The organism is Sphingosinithalassobacter sp. LHW66-3, assembly GCF_050703275.1.
Lineage (GTDB): Bacteria > Pseudomonadota > Alphaproteobacteria > Sphingomonadales > Sphingomonadaceae > Sphingomonas.
Map to the genome: position 1 here is coordinate 1,304,562 of NZ_CP193482.1, position 14,343 is coordinate 1,318,904.

18 protein-coding genes are annotated in these 14,343 nt (G+C 67.7%); 2 read left to right on the plus strand and 16 right to left on the minus strand.

The genetic code is table 11. The features are described 5' to 3' along the window. Positions 1–32: 32 nt before the first annotated feature. The 14 genes from ACQ450_RS06140 to ACQ450_RS06205 all read right to left on the minus strand — a co-directional run bounded on the left by ACQ450_RS06140 (position 33) and on the right by ACQ450_RS06205 (position 10,743). On the minus strand, positions 33–731 hold the full coding sequence (locus tag ACQ450_RS06140) for a DUF4230 domain-containing protein (protein WP_431470918.1): 699 nt from the start codon (positions 729–731) through the stop codon (positions 33–35). Beyond that, entirely contained in the window at positions 728–1,585 is an 858-nt protein-coding gene (locus ACQ450_RS06145) for an MBL fold metallo-hydrolase (protein ID WP_431470919.1), read from the minus strand. Before ACQ450_RS06145 ends, ACQ450_RS06140 begins: the two co-directional genes overlap by 4 nt. Before the next feature lie 146 nt (positions 1,586–1,731). Beyond that, positions 1,732–3,219 carry a M56 family metallopeptidase gene (locus ACQ450_RS06150; protein WP_431470920.1) on the minus strand — a complete coding sequence of 496 codons (1,488 nt, stop codon included), beginning with the start codon at positions 3,217–3,219 and terminating at the stop codon, positions 1,732–1,734. Further along, entirely contained in the window at positions 3,216–3,584 is a 369-nt protein-coding gene (locus ACQ450_RS06155) for a BlaI/MecI/CopY family transcriptional regulator (RefSeq protein ID WP_431470921.1), read from the minus strand. The genes ACQ450_RS06150 and ACQ450_RS06155 overlap by 4 nt, the downstream gene beginning before the upstream one ends. Positions 3,585–3,930: 346 nt before the next feature. Then, positions 3,931–4,260 carry a Grx4 family monothiol glutaredoxin gene (grxD, locus tag ACQ450_RS06160; protein ID WP_431470922.1) on the minus strand — a complete coding sequence of 110 codons (330 nt, stop codon included), beginning with the start codon at positions 4,258–4,260 and terminating at the stop codon, positions 3,931–3,933. 4 nt (positions 4,261–4,264) lie between these two features. Beyond that, a complete protein-coding gene (locus ACQ450_RS06165) occupies positions 4,265–4,504 on the minus strand; it encodes a BolA family protein (protein ID WP_188055791.1) in 240 nt (79 codons plus the stop codon). A gap of 4 nt (positions 4,505–4,508) precedes the next feature. Further along, on the minus strand, positions 4,509–4,832 hold the full coding sequence (locus ACQ450_RS06170; protein ID WP_188055792.1) for a DUF1476 domain-containing protein: 324 nt from the start codon (positions 4,830–4,832) through the stop codon (positions 4,509–4,511). 85 nt (positions 4,833–4,917) lie between these two features. Then, positions 4,918–5,919, minus strand: coding sequence for an NADPH:quinone oxidoreductase family protein (locus ACQ450_RS06175; protein WP_431470923.1), 1,002 nt, complete (start codon positions 5,917–5,919; stop codon positions 4,918–4,920). Continuing rightward, on the minus strand, positions 5,882–6,517 hold the full coding sequence (gene leuD / locus ACQ450_RS06180; RefSeq protein WP_431470924.1) for a 3-isopropylmalate dehydratase small subunit: 636 nt from the start codon (positions 6,515–6,517) through the stop codon (positions 5,882–5,884). Before leuD ends, ACQ450_RS06175 begins: the two co-directional genes overlap by 38 nt. A gap of 7 nt (positions 6,518–6,524) precedes the next feature. Next, positions 6,525–6,683, minus strand: coding sequence for a hypothetical protein (locus ACQ450_RS06185; RefSeq protein ID WP_431470925.1), 159 nt, complete (start codon positions 6,681–6,683; stop codon positions 6,525–6,527). Positions 6,684–6,685: 2 nt separating this feature from the next. Next, the gene (gene leuC / locus ACQ450_RS06190) at positions 6,686–8,140 is read right to left on the minus strand and encodes a 3-isopropylmalate dehydratase large subunit (protein ID WP_431470926.1); all 1,455 of its coding nucleotides are present in this window, start codon (positions 8,138–8,140) and stop codon (positions 6,686–6,688) included. Positions 8,141–8,281: 141 nt separating this feature from the next. Next, a complete protein-coding gene (locus ACQ450_RS06195) occupies positions 8,282–8,929 on the minus strand; it encodes a CoA transferase subunit B (protein WP_431470927.1) in 648 nt (215 codons plus the stop codon). A gap of 3 nt (positions 8,930–8,932) precedes the next feature. After that, complete coding sequence (locus ACQ450_RS06200; protein WP_431471176.1) at positions 8,933–10,018, minus strand: 5'-nucleotidase, lipoprotein e(P4) family; 1,086 nt, start codon at positions 10,016–10,018, stop codon at positions 8,933–8,935. A 5-nt stretch (positions 10,019–10,023) separates the two neighbouring features. Further along, entirely contained in the window at positions 10,024–10,743 is a 720-nt protein-coding gene (locus tag ACQ450_RS06205; RefSeq protein WP_431470928.1) for a CoA transferase subunit A, read from the minus strand. Between the two features lie 224 nt (positions 10,744–10,967). Here ACQ450_RS06205 and ACQ450_RS06210 point away from each other — a divergent pair, with 224 nt between their 5' ends. Beyond that, a complete protein-coding gene (locus ACQ450_RS06210; RefSeq protein ID WP_188055800.1) occupies positions 10,968–11,483 on the plus strand; it encodes an outer membrane protein in 516 nt (171 codons plus the stop codon). A gap of 59 nt (positions 11,484–11,542) precedes the next feature. On the opposite strand, the gene ACQ450_RS06215 is transcribed toward ACQ450_RS06210, so the two are convergent. Beyond that, entirely contained in the window at positions 11,543–12,295 is a 753-nt protein-coding gene (locus ACQ450_RS06215) for a glutathione S-transferase family protein (RefSeq protein ID WP_431470929.1), read from the minus strand. A 47-nt stretch (positions 12,296–12,342) separates the two neighbouring features. Here ACQ450_RS06215 and ACQ450_RS06220 point away from each other — a divergent pair, with 47 nt between their 5' ends. Next, positions 12,343–14,007 carry a thiamine pyrophosphate-dependent enzyme gene (locus ACQ450_RS06220; protein ID WP_431470930.1) on the plus strand — a complete coding sequence of 555 codons (1,665 nt, stop codon included), beginning with the start codon at positions 12,343–12,345 and terminating at the stop codon, positions 14,005–14,007. Positions 14,008–14,103: 96 nt separating this feature from the next. Here the strand turns inward: ACQ450_RS06220 and ACQ450_RS06225 are convergent, their stop codons facing one another. Continuing rightward, positions 14,104–14,274: a CsbD family protein gene (locus ACQ450_RS06225; RefSeq protein WP_188055802.1), complete on the minus strand. Its 171-nt coding sequence runs from the start codon at positions 14,272–14,274 to the stop codon at positions 14,104–14,106. Positions 14,275–14,343 lie beyond the last annotated feature (69 nt).

Genomic DNA, 14,343 nt, shown 5'->3' on the forward strand with positions numbered 1-14,343 from the left:
CATGATATGATGATATCCGGAAAGCGATTCGATCATTGCCCCTGCGCCGACTGGCGGTTCGCCAGCACGTCGCGGATCGAGGGGGAGACGTCCCATTGCTCGCGATCGCCGCTGCGCTCGTCGGGGAAATAGACTTCGACATTCGCTTCGACGCCGACCGCGCGCAGCGGCATCGCGAAGCTGCGCTCGACCGCCCGGCGCGTCGCGTCGCGGGCGAGCCGCATCGGCGTTTCCTCGCGCGCCTGGCGGACGAGCTCGCGCTGCGCCGCCTGGCGGTTGGCCTCGTCGAGCTTGTCCTCGGCGTCGGTCAGCCGCATCAGGATGCCGCCCTCGTCATATTCGCGGATCGCGTCGAGATCGACGTCGGGGCCGACCACTTCGATCGGCGGCAGGGTGATGCGCAGCGTGTTGCTTTCGGCATTCCACTGGACATCGTCCTGATCGAGCCTGGCGAGATCGACTTCGTAGCGGACCATGCCGGGCATGATGAGCGTCTTGCGCGCAGTGAGCCCCAGCCGGCTCTGGCGCGACGTGACCACCGCGACGTAGCGCGCGGCGAAGGTGGAGAGCCGGTTCTGCTCGCGCAGCCCCTGAAGACTGGCGGCGGCGACCGTCACCGGATCGGGATCGAGCTTCTGCTCGACATAGTCGCGGCCGAACCACAGCAGCAGCCCACCGACGACGGCGAGCGCCAGCAGCACCCCCAGGAACGTCGAGCATCCACGCCTCATGCCGCCATCCTCCAGCTTTCTCCGTCGCGGGCGACCAATCCGCGGCCGCTGAGATCGATAAGATGCGCAAGCACCGATCGTTCCGCCGCGCCGATCAATCGCGGATCGAGCCCGACATACATGCGCTGGACCAGCGCGGGGACGTCGCGCCCCTCCTCGCGCAGCAGGCGGAGGATCTGGCCCTCGCGCTGCTTGCGATGGCCGATCAGGCCGCGCACGAAGCGGCGCGGATTGCGCACTTCGGGGCCATGGGCGGGATAATAGACCTGGTCGTCGCGCTCCAGCAGCCGCTCGAGGCTGGCGAGATAGGCAGTCATGTCGCCGTCGGGCGGGGCCACCACCGTGGTCGACCAGCCCATCACATGATCGCCGGTGAAGAGCACGCCGCGCTCGTCGAGCGCGAAACACAGATGGTTCGAGGTGTGGCCGGGGGTGGCGATCGCCGTGAGCGCCCACCCCTCGCCGGCGACCTGCTCGCCATCGGCCAACACGCGATCGGGCGCATAGGCGGCGTCGAACGAAGCATCGGCGCGCGGGCCGAGATCGGCGACCGCGAGCGGCGCGCAGCCGATCACCGGCGCGCCGGTCGCCGCCTTCAGCGCGGCGGCGGCGGGGCTGTGATCGCGATGGGTGTGGGTGCACAGGATGGCGCGAACCGGCCGATCGGCGATCGCCGCCAGCAGCGCGGCGACATGCTCGGGCGCGTCGGGGCCGGGATCGATCACCGCAAGATCGCGCGTGCCGACCAGAAAGCTCTGCGTTCCGGTGTAGGTATAGGGCGACGGGTTCGGCGCCAGCACGCGCGCGACCATCGGCTCGACCTGCTCCGCCACGCCGGGTGAGGCTTGCGTCATGGCCCGGAGATGGCGGTTTCGCGCCCGCTAGACAAGGGCATGCGCCGGCCGCGGACGCGATCGGGGCCGGCCGCCCGAAGGAAAGCGACCGGCCCCGGAGGGTGTCTCGCGCTCAAGGGGCGGAGCGGGAGAACCCCCTCCCCCTCTCAGTCGTCGCTGCGCGACTCGGCTTCGATCTCGGCGATCGCGGCGTCGAGATCGGTCAGGGCCTCGGCGCGTTCCTCGGCGCTCAGGCTGGTGTCCGCCGCGACCCGGGTGCGGGCATGCGCCACCGCGCGGCGGGCATGGGCAAGCGCCTCGACCTTGGCACGGGCGGCATCGGCCTCGGCGCGCGCCGCCATCACCTGGATGCGATCGGTGCAGATGCGGATCACCTGGCGGTCGCCTTCTATGCTGTGGGTGACGATCTCGTCGCGCTCACCGCCCGAGGTGCCGCAGTTCAGTTCGCGGACATCGGGAATGCTGCGGCGGATCGCCTCGGCATCAACCATCGCTTCGCCGGTCTGTATCGTGCGGATGCGATAGACGCTCGCGCCTTCCATCTCGGGCGCTTCGGGAGCCTCCGGCGCCTCGGGAGCCTCCGGGGCCTCGGGCGGCTCGGGCAGGTCGCCGTGCGGCAGCGCGGGCGGTGCCGGAGGCGCGGGCGGCATATCCTGGAGCGCGGCGAGATCGACGCCGATCGTGCGGCCGACCTTGTCGCGGATCGTCTCGGCCGCCTGGGTGCCCGAGGCGGTGAGGCCAAGCGCGGCGAGCGCTAGGGCCAGCCCGCCCGCGCTTCCGGCGGCGAGACGCGTGGGGGATGTTTTCCTGGTCTTCGAAAGCATGCGGAGCCTCCCTTTGAGTTCGTTTATCGTGTGCAAGTGACATGCCGCCGAGACCGCGCCCCCATGCGCGGACTTGACGATCGCACGGCCATAGGCATGGCGCAGTGCCTGGGCGCGGCCGGAGAGCACGAGTGCGTCGCAGGCCATTTCCTGATCGGCGCGGAAGGCGCGGAACGCGCGCCAGGCGACCGGATTGAACCAGTGGAGCGCGAGGATCACGAGCGCGACCCAGTTCGCGATCAGGTCGCCGCGGACGTGATGGCCAAGCTCGTGGGCCAGCGCGAGATCCTGCTCGAGATCGTCGTAACGCTCGGAAAAGTCGCGCGGAAAGGCGACATATTTGTGGAAGATGCCGAAGGCGAGCGGGCCATGGGCGGCGTCGGTCTCGATCACACGGACGCGCCCCCCGGCGACGGTGCGGTCGATCCGCGCGCGCGCCAGCAGCCGGCTGCAGAACAGGCTGTGCGCGACGAGATGATAGAGCAGGAACCCGGCGGCGCCGACCGCCCAGGCGCCGCCGAACAGCGCGAGCCAGTCGATCGCAGACGCTTCCGCGGCTGCCCCGGTGCCGGCCGACAGCGGCTCGAGCACATAGACGGTGACGATGTCGCCCGCCGCGGCGACGGGCACCGCCGCCTGCTCGCGCCAGCTCTGCGGCAGCGGCGGCAGGACCATGCGCGCCGCCGGAAGCAGCCACAGCGCATAGGCCATGCCCGCCCCGAAGGCGCGGCGCACGGGCGCACGGATCGCGAGCACCAGCAGCATCAGCAGCGTGGTGGCGAACAGCGTTTCGACGGCCCAGGCGATCATTGCTTGAGATCCTTCAGCAGCGCTTCGATTTCCGAAATGTCCTGATCGGTGAGCGCGTCGCGCTCGGCGAGATGCGCGACCAGCGGCGTCAGCTTGCCGCCGAACAGCCGGTCCATCAGCCGGCGCGATTCGCCGGCGACATAATCACCGCGCTGCACGAGCGGCCGATAGAGATACCGGCGGCCCTCCTCCTCATGCGCGATGATGTTCTTGGCCAGCAGCCGCCCCAGCAGCGTCTTGACGGTGTTGGCGCTCCAATCGCGTTCGGGCGCCACGCGCTCGGCGACTTCCTGTGCGGAGAGCGGCGAACGCTCCCACAGCACTTCCATCACGGCGTGTTCGGCATCGCTGATTCGTTCGGTCATGCGTCCGTCCCTCTTTCGACTACATCTGTAATCCGTGTTTACGCATGTAGTCAACAGGGCTGAACGCCGGCTGAACGATTCGCAGGCGCAACGACGCGGCAGCGGAGAGCGTGCGGCGCCGCGACTGTCGGAAGGATTTACAGCGGAACGCGCAGCGGCGGGCGCGTTAACCATCGCATCGGCGGATTTCCGGGGAAGCCGCGAATTGGCACGTAGGCTGCATTGCTTTGGATACCCGAGCGTTTCAACGCTTCAGCAGGGCGGGTCGACCAGCTTTTACCGGTCTCGCGTCGACCCGCCCGCCCCCGGGTTTCCCGGCTACAGGCGGATCGCACGGCAGCGTCGCTCAGGAAGCGGCGACGCCCTTTTCGGTCATCAGATCGGCCAGTTCGCCCGATTCGTACATCTCCATCATGATGTCCGATCCGCCGACGAATTCGCCCTTCACATAGAGCTGCGGGATAGTGGGCCAGTCCGAAAAGGTCTTGATGCCCTGACGGATGCCCTGATCCTGCAGCACATCGACGCTTTCGAAGGAAACGCCGAGATGATTGAGGATCGCGATCGCGCGGCTGGAAAAGCCGCACTGGGGAAAGAGCGGGCTGCCCTTCATGAACAGCAGGACGTCGTTTGAATCGACGAGTCCCTGGATCCGCTGCTGCACGTCGTCGGTCATGGCTTTACTCCTGTACGGGCGCCTGCGTGGTGAGCTGAAGCGCATGCAGTTCGCCACCCATCCGGTCGCCGAGCGCCGAATAGACGGCGCGCTGCTGCGCCACGCGCGACATTCCGCGGAACCGCTCGCTCACCACGCGCGCTGCATAATGATCGCCGTCACCGGCAAGATCGGTGATCTCCACCTGGGCGTCGGGAAACGCCTCCCGGATCAGCGCCTCGATCTGGTCCGCCGGCATCGGCATCGGATTACTTCGCTTCCATCAGCTGGCGGCGCGCCTCGACGAGCTGCTCGTCGACGGCCTTGCGCACCGTCGCCTCGTCGATATCGACTCCGGCGGCGGTGAGATCGCCCACCAGCTTGCGGATCACGTCCTCGTCGCCGATTTCCTCGAAATCGGCCTGGACGACCGCCTTGGCATAGGCATCGGTCTCTTCGGGCGTCAGCCCCATCTTCGACGCGGCCCACTGGCCGAGCAGCCGGTTGCGCCGCGCGATCACGCGGAACGCCATTTCCTCATCGCGTGCGTACTTTGCCTCGAACGCCTTTTCGCGATCGTCGAAACTGGTCATGCGCAATCCCTGCCCCGTGTGAAACCAATCCAAGCGAGATAGGAGGGCCCGGAACCGAAGGCAACGGGGCGTGCGCGCGCGATCGTCACTCCGCGACGCGGACCACCAGCTTGCCGATCGCCTTGCGCGCGGCCATTTTCGCAATGGCATCGCCGCCGTCGGCGAAGGCGAACACCTCGGTCACCTTCGGCGCGATCCGGCCTTCGCTCCAGAGCCGGAACAGCCGCTCGACATGATCCTGATTCGCTTTCGGATCGCGCGCGGCGAAGGCGCCCCAGAACACGCCGCACACGTCGCAGCTCTTGAGCAGCGTGAGGTTGAGCGGCAGCTTGGGAATGCCGGCGGGGAAGCCGACGACCAGATAGCGGCCCTCCCAGGCGATCGAGCGCAGCGCCGGCTCGGCATAGTCGCCGCCGACCGGATCGTAGATCACATGCGCGCCTTCGGGACCGACGGCCTCCTTGAACTGACCGGCGAGCGCCTTCGACTGATCCTTGTCGAACGGCGCGCGCGGATAGACGAGCGTGGCATCGGCGCCGGCATCGCGCGCGGCGGCGGCCTTTTCCTCCGACGAGACGGCGGCGACGACTCGTGCGCCGAATGCCTTGCCAAGCTCGACCGCGGCGAGGCCCACGCCGCCCGCCGCGCCCAAGACGAGCAGCGTCTGCCCCTCGACCAGCTTTCCGCGATCGAGCAGCGCGTGGATGGTGGTGGCATAGGTGAGGAGCAGCGCGGCTCCTTCCTCGAAGCTGCGGTTCTCCGGCAGGCGGTAGAGCCGATCGGCCGGGACGACGACCTGTTCCGCAAGGCCACCGTGGCCGGTGGTGGCGATCACGCGATCGCCGACCGCCCAGCCCGAAACCCCCTCGCCCACCGCCGCGACGGCGCCGGAGATTTCGCTGCCCGGCGCGAACGGGCGCTGCGGCCGGAACTGATATTTATCCTCGATGATGAGGACGTCGGGATAGTTGATCGAACAGGCTTTGACCGCGACCAGAACCTCGCCCTTGCCCGGTGCGGGGTCGGGGAGCTCTTCGAGCGTCAGAGTTTCAGGTCCGCCCGGGGCTTTCGAGAGAAGTGCTTTCATGGCCAGTCTCCACCGCGATCCAGGGCCGCTGCGTGGCGACCCGGGTTTCGAAATTCGAAATCGCGGTATCCTTTGCCAGTGTGAGACCGATCTCGTCCAGCCCCTCCATCAGACAGTGGCGACGAAAGGGATCGAGTGCGAAGTCGAACCGGTCCTGAAACGGCGTGGTGACCGTCATCGTCTCCAGATCGATCGCGATCGGATGCTCGCGCGCGACCGCGACCAGCCGATCGACCGCCTGCTGCGGCAGCTCGACCGTGAGAATGCCGTTCTTGAACGCGTTACCCGAGAAGATGTCGGAAAAGCTGGGCGCGATCACGGCGCGGACGCCGAATTCGGCCAGCGCCCAGGCGGCATGCTCGCGGCTCGAACCGCAGCCGAAATTTTCCCCGGCGATCAGGGTCGGCGCGCCGAAATAGCGCGGATCGTCGAAGACGTTATCCGGATCGGCACGCACCGCTTCGAACACACCACGGCCAAGGCCGGTGCGGCGGGTGGTCTTCAGCCAATGGGCCGGAATGATGAGATCGGTGTCGACATTCTCCGCACCCCAGGGATAGGCGCGGCCCTCCACCGTGCGGATCGGCGCGTTCGGCATACCCCGATCAGCGCGCCGTGACGGAGCGGTCCGCCGCGTCCGCGCCATCGGCAGGCGCATCGCCATAGAGTGCCGCGCCGTCCACCTGCCGCGCAGTGGCGGCATAGGCAGCGGCGATGCCGCTGACGATCGTTCCCGCAATCAAAATCATCAATGCGCGCTTCATGATCACTCCCCCGAACCGGATCGCTGCGCCACGAGATCACGAACATCCGCCAGACGGCCGGTGACGGCAGCGGCAGCGGCCATCGCCGGAGACAGCAGGTGAGTCCTCGCCCCAGGACCTTGCCGTCCTACGAAATTCCGGTTCGAAGTTGAAGCGCAACGTGCGCCCGGGGGCACTTTGTCCGGGTTCATGGCGAGACACATCGAACAGCCCGGCTCGCGCCACTCGAACCCCGCCTCGACGAAGATGCGATCGATCCCCTCCGCCTCAGCCTGGCGCTTGACCAGCCCCGAACCGGGCACGACCAACGCCTGGCGCACGCCCTCCGCCACGCGGCGGCCGCGCAGCACATCGGCAGCGGCGCGCAGATCCTCGATCCGGCTGTTGGTGCACGATCCGATGAAGATGTGGCTGACCGGAATGTCCTGCATCGCCGTGCCGGGCGCGAGACCCATATAGGCAAGCGACTTGCGCGCGGCCTCGCGCCGAGCGGGATCGTCGAAACCTTCGGGATCGGGGACATGGCCGGTGACCGGCACGACGTCCTCCGGACTGGTGCCCCAGGTGAGCGAGGGAGCGATGTCGCCCGCATCGATGCGGACGCTGCGATCATAGGCGGCGCCGGGATCGCCGGGCAGCGTGCGCCAATAGGCGAGCGCGCGCTCCCATGCTTCCCCCGTCGGCGCCATCGGGCGGCCCTTCAGATAGGCGTAGGTCGTCTCGTCGGGCGCGATCAGCCCGGCGCGCGCGCCGCCCTCGATCGACATGTTGGCGATGGTGAGCCGCCCCTCGACCGACATCGCCCGGATCGTGTCGCCGGTATATTCGATGACATGGCCGGTGCCGCCCGCCGCGCCGATCCGGCCGATCACCGCCAGGATCACGTCCTTGGGGGCGACGCCGAAGCCGAGCGCGCCTTCGATGCGCACTTCCATCGTCTTCGACTGTTTGAGCAGCAGCGTCTGCGTCGCCAGCACATGCTCGACTTCGCTGGTGCCGATACCGAAGGCGAGCGCGCCGAGCGCACCATGCGCGGCGGTGTGGCTGTCGCCGCACACCAGCGTGGTGCCGGGCAGCGTGAACCCCTGTTCGGGGCCGACGACATGGACGATCCCCTGCGCGGCGGCGAGCGCGTCGATATAGCCGATGCCGAAATCGGCGGTGTTGCGCCGCAGCGCCGCGAGCTGCTCGGCGCTGGCGGGATCGGCGATCGGCAGCGGCGTGCCGTCCGCCGCGACGCGCGCCGTGGTCGGCAGATTGTGATCGGGAACCGCGAGTGTGAGATCGGGGCGGCGGACGCGGCGGCCGGCGGCGCGCAACGCATCGAACGCCTGCGGGCTCGTCACTTCATGGACGAGATGCCGGTCGATGTAGATCAGACAGGTGCCGTCGTCGCGGCGATCGACGACGTGATCGGCCCAGATCTTCTCGTAGAGAGTGCGGGGTGCGCTTGCCATGACGCTGCGGCTTTAACCGAATCGTGCGCGCCCGCAAGCGCTGCGGCAACAAGCTTGCCGAATCCGCGGCGTGGCCGCGGCCGGACCACGACCGAAGGGAGCGGCCTCCCCTCGACCAGCAGCGTCGCGTTCACGGACTCCTCAGGCGGCGGCAAGCGCCTCGTACCGCGCCGTGGTCTTCGCCGGGACTTCGTCGGCAGTCACGCCGGGCGCGAGCTCGATCAGGCGGAACGGACTGTCGTGATCGGGGCGCTGGAACACCGCGAGATCGGTGACGATCATGTCGACCACATTCTTGCCCGTGAGCGGCAGCGTGCATTCGGGGATGAACTTGGGGCTGCCGTCCTTGGCGGTGTGCTCCATCACCACGATGATCTTCTTCACGCCAGCCACCAGGTCCATGGCGCCGCCCATGCCCTTGATCATCTTGCCGGGAATCATCCAGTTGGCGATGTCGCCGCCCGCGCTGACTTCCATCGCACCCAGCACGGTGAGGTCGATATGGCCGCCGCGGATCATCGCGAAGCTCTGGTCCGATCCGAAATAGACCGACTGGGGCAGCTCGCTGATCGTCTGCTTGCCGGCGTTGATGAGATCGGGATCGACCTGATCCTCATAGGGGAACGGCCCGATGCCGAGCATGCCGTTTTCCGACTGGAGCGTCACTTCGACACCGTCGGGAATGTGATTCGCCACCAGCGTCGGGATGCCGATGCCGAGGTTCACATAGAAGCCGTCGCGCAGTTCCTTCGCCGCGCGGGCGGCCATTTCGTCACGAGTCCAGGGCATAGCTCACTCCTCGGCCGGATCGGCCCATTGCAGGTTCGGCGGGAATATCTCTTCATAGCCCCCCGTCACGCCCGCGCCGTAGACGGGATTGGGCAAGAGGAACCAGCCGGTTCCCCACATCGGCGCGATCATCGTCTGCGCGGCGAGATTGCGCCGGATGCGCGGCGGCGCATCGCCCGCCGCAAAGAGATCGGTGAAATCGCCCAGCTGGTCGCCGATCATCGCCACCACGCAATAGCGCTCCGCAATCGCCCAGCGTCGCGCATCCTTGGCACTGCCACCCGGTGCATCGCCCTTGAGCCAGAGCGTTTCGCCGTGCACCGCTTCTCCCATGCCTGCGGCGCGCAGCGCGGCGATGGTGCCAGCGGCATTGGCGGACGAGCGGTTGCTGTTGAAGATCACGGCGACGCCGCGGCGGCGCATCGCCTCGATCGTCTCGGCGGCACCGGGCACGGGCTCGACCTGTGCCTCGCCGGTCGCTTCCCACCGACCCCAGCGGCCGGCATCGAACCCGGTGCCCCGACGCGCTTCGTCGGCCTCGTAGCCTGTGTTGAGCAGCACGGTTTCATCGACGTCGAACACCACCGCCAGCGGCTTATCGGCGCAGGGAACGAAGCTCATGCGCTGAATCGTCGACTCGGGAGCGAGCACTACGCTGGCGACCTCGCGCCCGGCGCGGCGATCGAGCACCCGATCGTTCACGAAGCGCCAGAGAAAGTGATAGGTCTGGATGCTGATCGCCGCCGCTTCGGCCGAGCCGTAGAGGAACTGCATCCCGCCCGGAACGGGCACCTGCGCGCGCGCCTGCGCATAGGAAGCAACCGGCCCAGCCGGCACCGTTCGCGCAACGTCCACCGGCGGCGCATCTTCCGTGCGAGGCGCACGTCCGTCAGGCTCCGCAACCGCGGCGGCGGCATCGGGAGCCGGCGCCGGCTCGCGCCCGGCCGCGCGCTGCGGCGACGCATCCTGCTCTTCCGGGAGATGACTGCGCAACACCGTGGCGCCCGCCAGCACGGGCAGCGCGGCCGCCACGCAGCCCGACAGCACCGGCGCCCCGATCAACAGCAATCCGAAGCGCCAGATGCGCATCGCGATCACGCCGCCTCGCGTTCCCGGACGGTGCGGAACTCGATCTTCTTGTCGTAGGGCGCGCCGACGATCATCCGCTTCACATAGATGCCGGGCAGATGGATGCAGTCGGGATCGAGGCTGCCCACCGGCACGACTTCCTCCACTTCGGCGACGCAGATGTTCGCCGCGGTCGCCATCGGCTGATTGAAGTTGCGCGCGGTCTTGCGGAAGACGAGATTGCCCGCCTCATCGGCCTTCCAGCCCTTGATGATCGACAGATCGGCGCGGATGCCGCGCTCGAGAATATACTCCTCAGGTCCATTCGGGCCGTCGAAGACCTTCACTTCCTTGCCCTCGGCCACTTTCGTGCCGACGCCGGTCCTGGTGTAGAAGCCGGGAATGCCCGCGCCGCCCGCGCGGCATCGCTCGGCGAGCGTGCCCTGGGGGCAGAATTCGACTTCGAGCTCGCCCGAGAGATACTGGCGCTCGAACTCCTTGTTCTCGCCGACGTAGGAGGAAATCATCTTCTTGACCTGGCGGCTGCGCAGCAGCTTGCCGAGGCCTTCATTATCGATGCCCGCATTGTTGCTGGCGATCGTGAGATCCTTCACGCCCGCGGCCTGGATCGCATCGATCAGCCGCTCGGGGATGCCGCACAGGCCGAACCCGCCGGCGCAGAGCGTCATGCCGTCGAACAACAGTCCTTCAAGCGCGGCTTCTGCGTTCGGATAGAGCTTCTTCATGGCGCGAGTCTCTCCTTTGCCGCGGGCGATAAGCGCCGCGACACATGCCGGTCAAGCGAAGGTGAACCGGCTTTCAGGTTTCGCACGATTGTTGCGCTGTGGCACAAGAGTCACACACCGCATTGTAATCGAACTGCCATATTGCACCTGCGAAACGGCGGACTATCTGAGCACTCGGATGGCCATCCGAAGCTAAGAACAAAACTCCACAGATAGGACAACGAATGCGAATTCTCGCAACGACGGCGCTCGCCCTGGTGGCGGCGACCGCAACCCCCGCTCTTGCCCAGGACGCGAGCTTCACCGGTCCGCGCGCCGAGATCGTCGCCGGCTGGGACCACGCAGGCGCCGAAGACGAAGGCCAGTCGGGCTTCGTCTATGGCGGCGCGCTGGGCTATGACCACCAGATCGGCCAGGCAGTGATCGGCGCCGAGACCGAGATCACCGGCGCGACCACCGAGGAACTGGGCGTGAGCGCGGGCCGCGATATCTTCGTCGGCGGCCGTATCGGCTTCGTCGTGGGCGGCGCCAACCTGGTCTATGGCAAGGCCGGCCTGACCAACGCGCGCGTCGAAGCCGACGGCCTGGGCGGCATCACCAGCGACGGCTATCGCCTTGGCGTCGGCGTCGAGCGCAGCTTCGGCAACTTCTTCGGCAAGGTCGAGTATCGCTACTCGCGCTACGAAGAGCTCGAGCTGAACCGCGACCAGGTGGTCGCCGGAGTCGGCTTCCGCTTCTGATCCGAAGCGAGCGACGAACAGGGGCCGCGCGGCACGGGCTGCGCGGCCCCTTTTTTTGCTCAGTCGCGGGGACCGTCGCCCAGCATCAGGCTCCGCTGCGGCACCGCGCCGCCATAGCTCTGCTCGGAAATCCGCGCGCCGGCCGCGCGCAGCGCCGCGGGACGATCGGCCGAGCGCACGCCGAAGATCGCCTGCTCGAACTTCATGCTGGCCGCGAACGCGGGCACCGCGCCGACGCGCGCGATCCAGCCGGCGGTACGCGGCCAGCGCTCGGCGTCGATCGCATAGCCGACGAGCGCGGCATTCCTGAAGAAGCAGGCATAGGCGATGTCGGCGGTGCAGACATGGTCGAACAGGAACCCCTCGGCCGGGGCGCGCGCCTCGATCCAGTCCAGCGCCTCGGGCAGATCCCGTTCGATGGTCCGCGCGATCAGCGCCTCGTCGGGTTCGCGCTTCCAGACGGAAGGCACGATCGTGCGCTGGTAGAACAGCCGCCAGATGAGGAGATCGCCCAACCGACTGTCGGCGAACTCCTCCATCCAGCGTGCCCTTGCCCGATCCGCCGCGCCCTTGGGCATCAGCGGCGGATCGGGCCATCGCTCGTCGATATATTCGGCGATCACGGTCGAGTCGTTGAGCACCAGATCGCCGTCGATCAGCACCGGAATCCGCCGCAGCGGGCTTACCGCGGTGAAAGCGTCGGTGCCGTAGAAAGGCACGATCGGGTCGATCTCGACCTCGACGCCCTTGTGATCGAGCGCGACCAAAACCTTGCGGGCATAGGGCGAGACGTGATTGCCGATGATCAACATGCCCGTGGGGGTTACGCCCGCGGCTTCGCTCGGTCTAGAGATGCGGCATGACCGCGAAACGAACCGGGGGCAGGATCCTCGTCGACAATCTGGTCGCGCAGGGCTGCGACCGCATCTTCCACGTACCCGGCGAGAGCTTCCTCGCCGTGCTCGACGCGCTGCACGATACGCCCGAGGTGGATCTCGTCACCTGTCGGCAAGAAGGCGGCGCGGCGTTCATGGCATGTGCCGACGGCACGATGACGCGGCAGCCGGGCGTATGCTTCGTGACGCGCGGGCCGGGCGCGACCAATGCGAGCATCGGCGTGCACGTCGCGACGCAGGATTCGATCCCGATGCTGCTCTTCGTCGGCGACGTCGATCGCGGCATGCGCGACCGCGAGGGCTTCCAGGAAGTCGATCTGGTCGCGATGTTCACGCCGCTCGCCAAGCTGGCGCTGCGCATCGACGACGCCGCACGTATCCCCGAATATGTTGCGCGCGCCTGGAACACGGCGGTGAGCGGGCGCCCGGGCCCGGTGGTGATCGCGCTGCCCGAAGACATGCTCTGCGACGTAGTGGAGGCAGTGGACCGCCCCAAGATCGAGCCGGTGCAGCAGCATGTGCTGCGCGAGGACGTGATCGAGCCGCTCGAGGAGCTGATCGCCGGCGCCGCCGCCCCCATCGCCATCGTCGGCGGCGCGGGCTGGAACTGGCTGGCGGGGAAATATTTCGGCGACTGGGCGGCGGACCGGGGCATTCCCGTCGCCAGCGCGTTCCGGCGACAGGATGCGATCGACAATGACTCGCCGGTCTGGGCGGGCAATCTGGGCTATGGGCCCAATCCGAAGCTGGTCGACCGGATCAGGCGCGCGGATCTGCTGATCGTCGTCGGCGCCCGGCTCGGCGAAGCGACGACCGACGGCTATACGCTGATCACTCCGGACCACCCCGGGCAGCACCTGTTTCACGTCCACCCGGATCCGACCGAGCTCAACCGCGTCTATCGCGTCGAGGAATATTCGGCGGTCTGCGCGACTCCCTATCAGTTCTGCAAGGATCTGAACTGGTATGGCTCCGTTCCCGAGATGCCGCGCCCGGAGGGAGCGGAAGCACATGCCGAATGGCTGGAATGGTCCACCCCGCAGCCGCGCGAGGGCGTGACGCTCGATCTCGGCCTATGCGTTCTGGCGATGCGCGAGCGCATTCCCGAAGCGATCATCTGCAACGGCGCGGGCAATTTCTCGGGTTGGTGGCACCGCTACTGGCGCTATGGCGGACCGCCCTCGCAGCTCGCGCCCACCGCGGGCGCGATGGGCTATGGCGTGCCCGCGGCGGTTGCGGCGGCGCTGCGCCGGCACGATCGGCCGGTGGTGGCGGTCGCCGGCGATGGCGACTTTCTGATGAACGGACAGGAGCTGGCGACGGCGGTGCAGCACGGCGCCGACATGCTGGTGATCGTGATCGACAATGGCGCCTATGGCACGATCCGCATGCACCAGGAGCGCGAATATCCGACGCGGCTGAGCGGGACGACGCTGCGCAATCCCGACTTCGCGGCGCTGGGCCGCGCCTATGGCGGCTGGGCGGCGACGGTGGAGCGGACCGAGGAATTCGGGCCGGCGCTCGACGAGGCGCTGGCTGGAAAAGGCGTGCGGCTGCTCCACCTCAAGACCGAAGTCGAGGCGATCACGCCGGCGACGACGATCTCCGCAATCCGCAGCCGCGGCTGAGCGCGCGCCCCGCGCTCCCGGAGCAAGTGGCTTGGACGCGCAAAGGGCCGCCCGCGCAGTGCGCGAGCGGCCCCTTCGGCTGCGCCGAACAGCGACTTAGATGTCGTCGCCGAGCGCGCCCTTCACTTCGCCGCTGGCCTGCTGGCCCTTGCCCTTCATCTCCTGCGCCGCGCCTTCCTGGCGCGTTTCGGGGTTGTTGCTTTCCTGCTTCAGCTTGCCGGCTGCCTCATTGGCATTGCCCTTGATCTTGTCGCCGAGTTCACCCATGAAATCATACTCCTGACTGCGGTCCGGCGCGGTGCGCCCGTTTACATACCGTACACAAAACCAACGGTT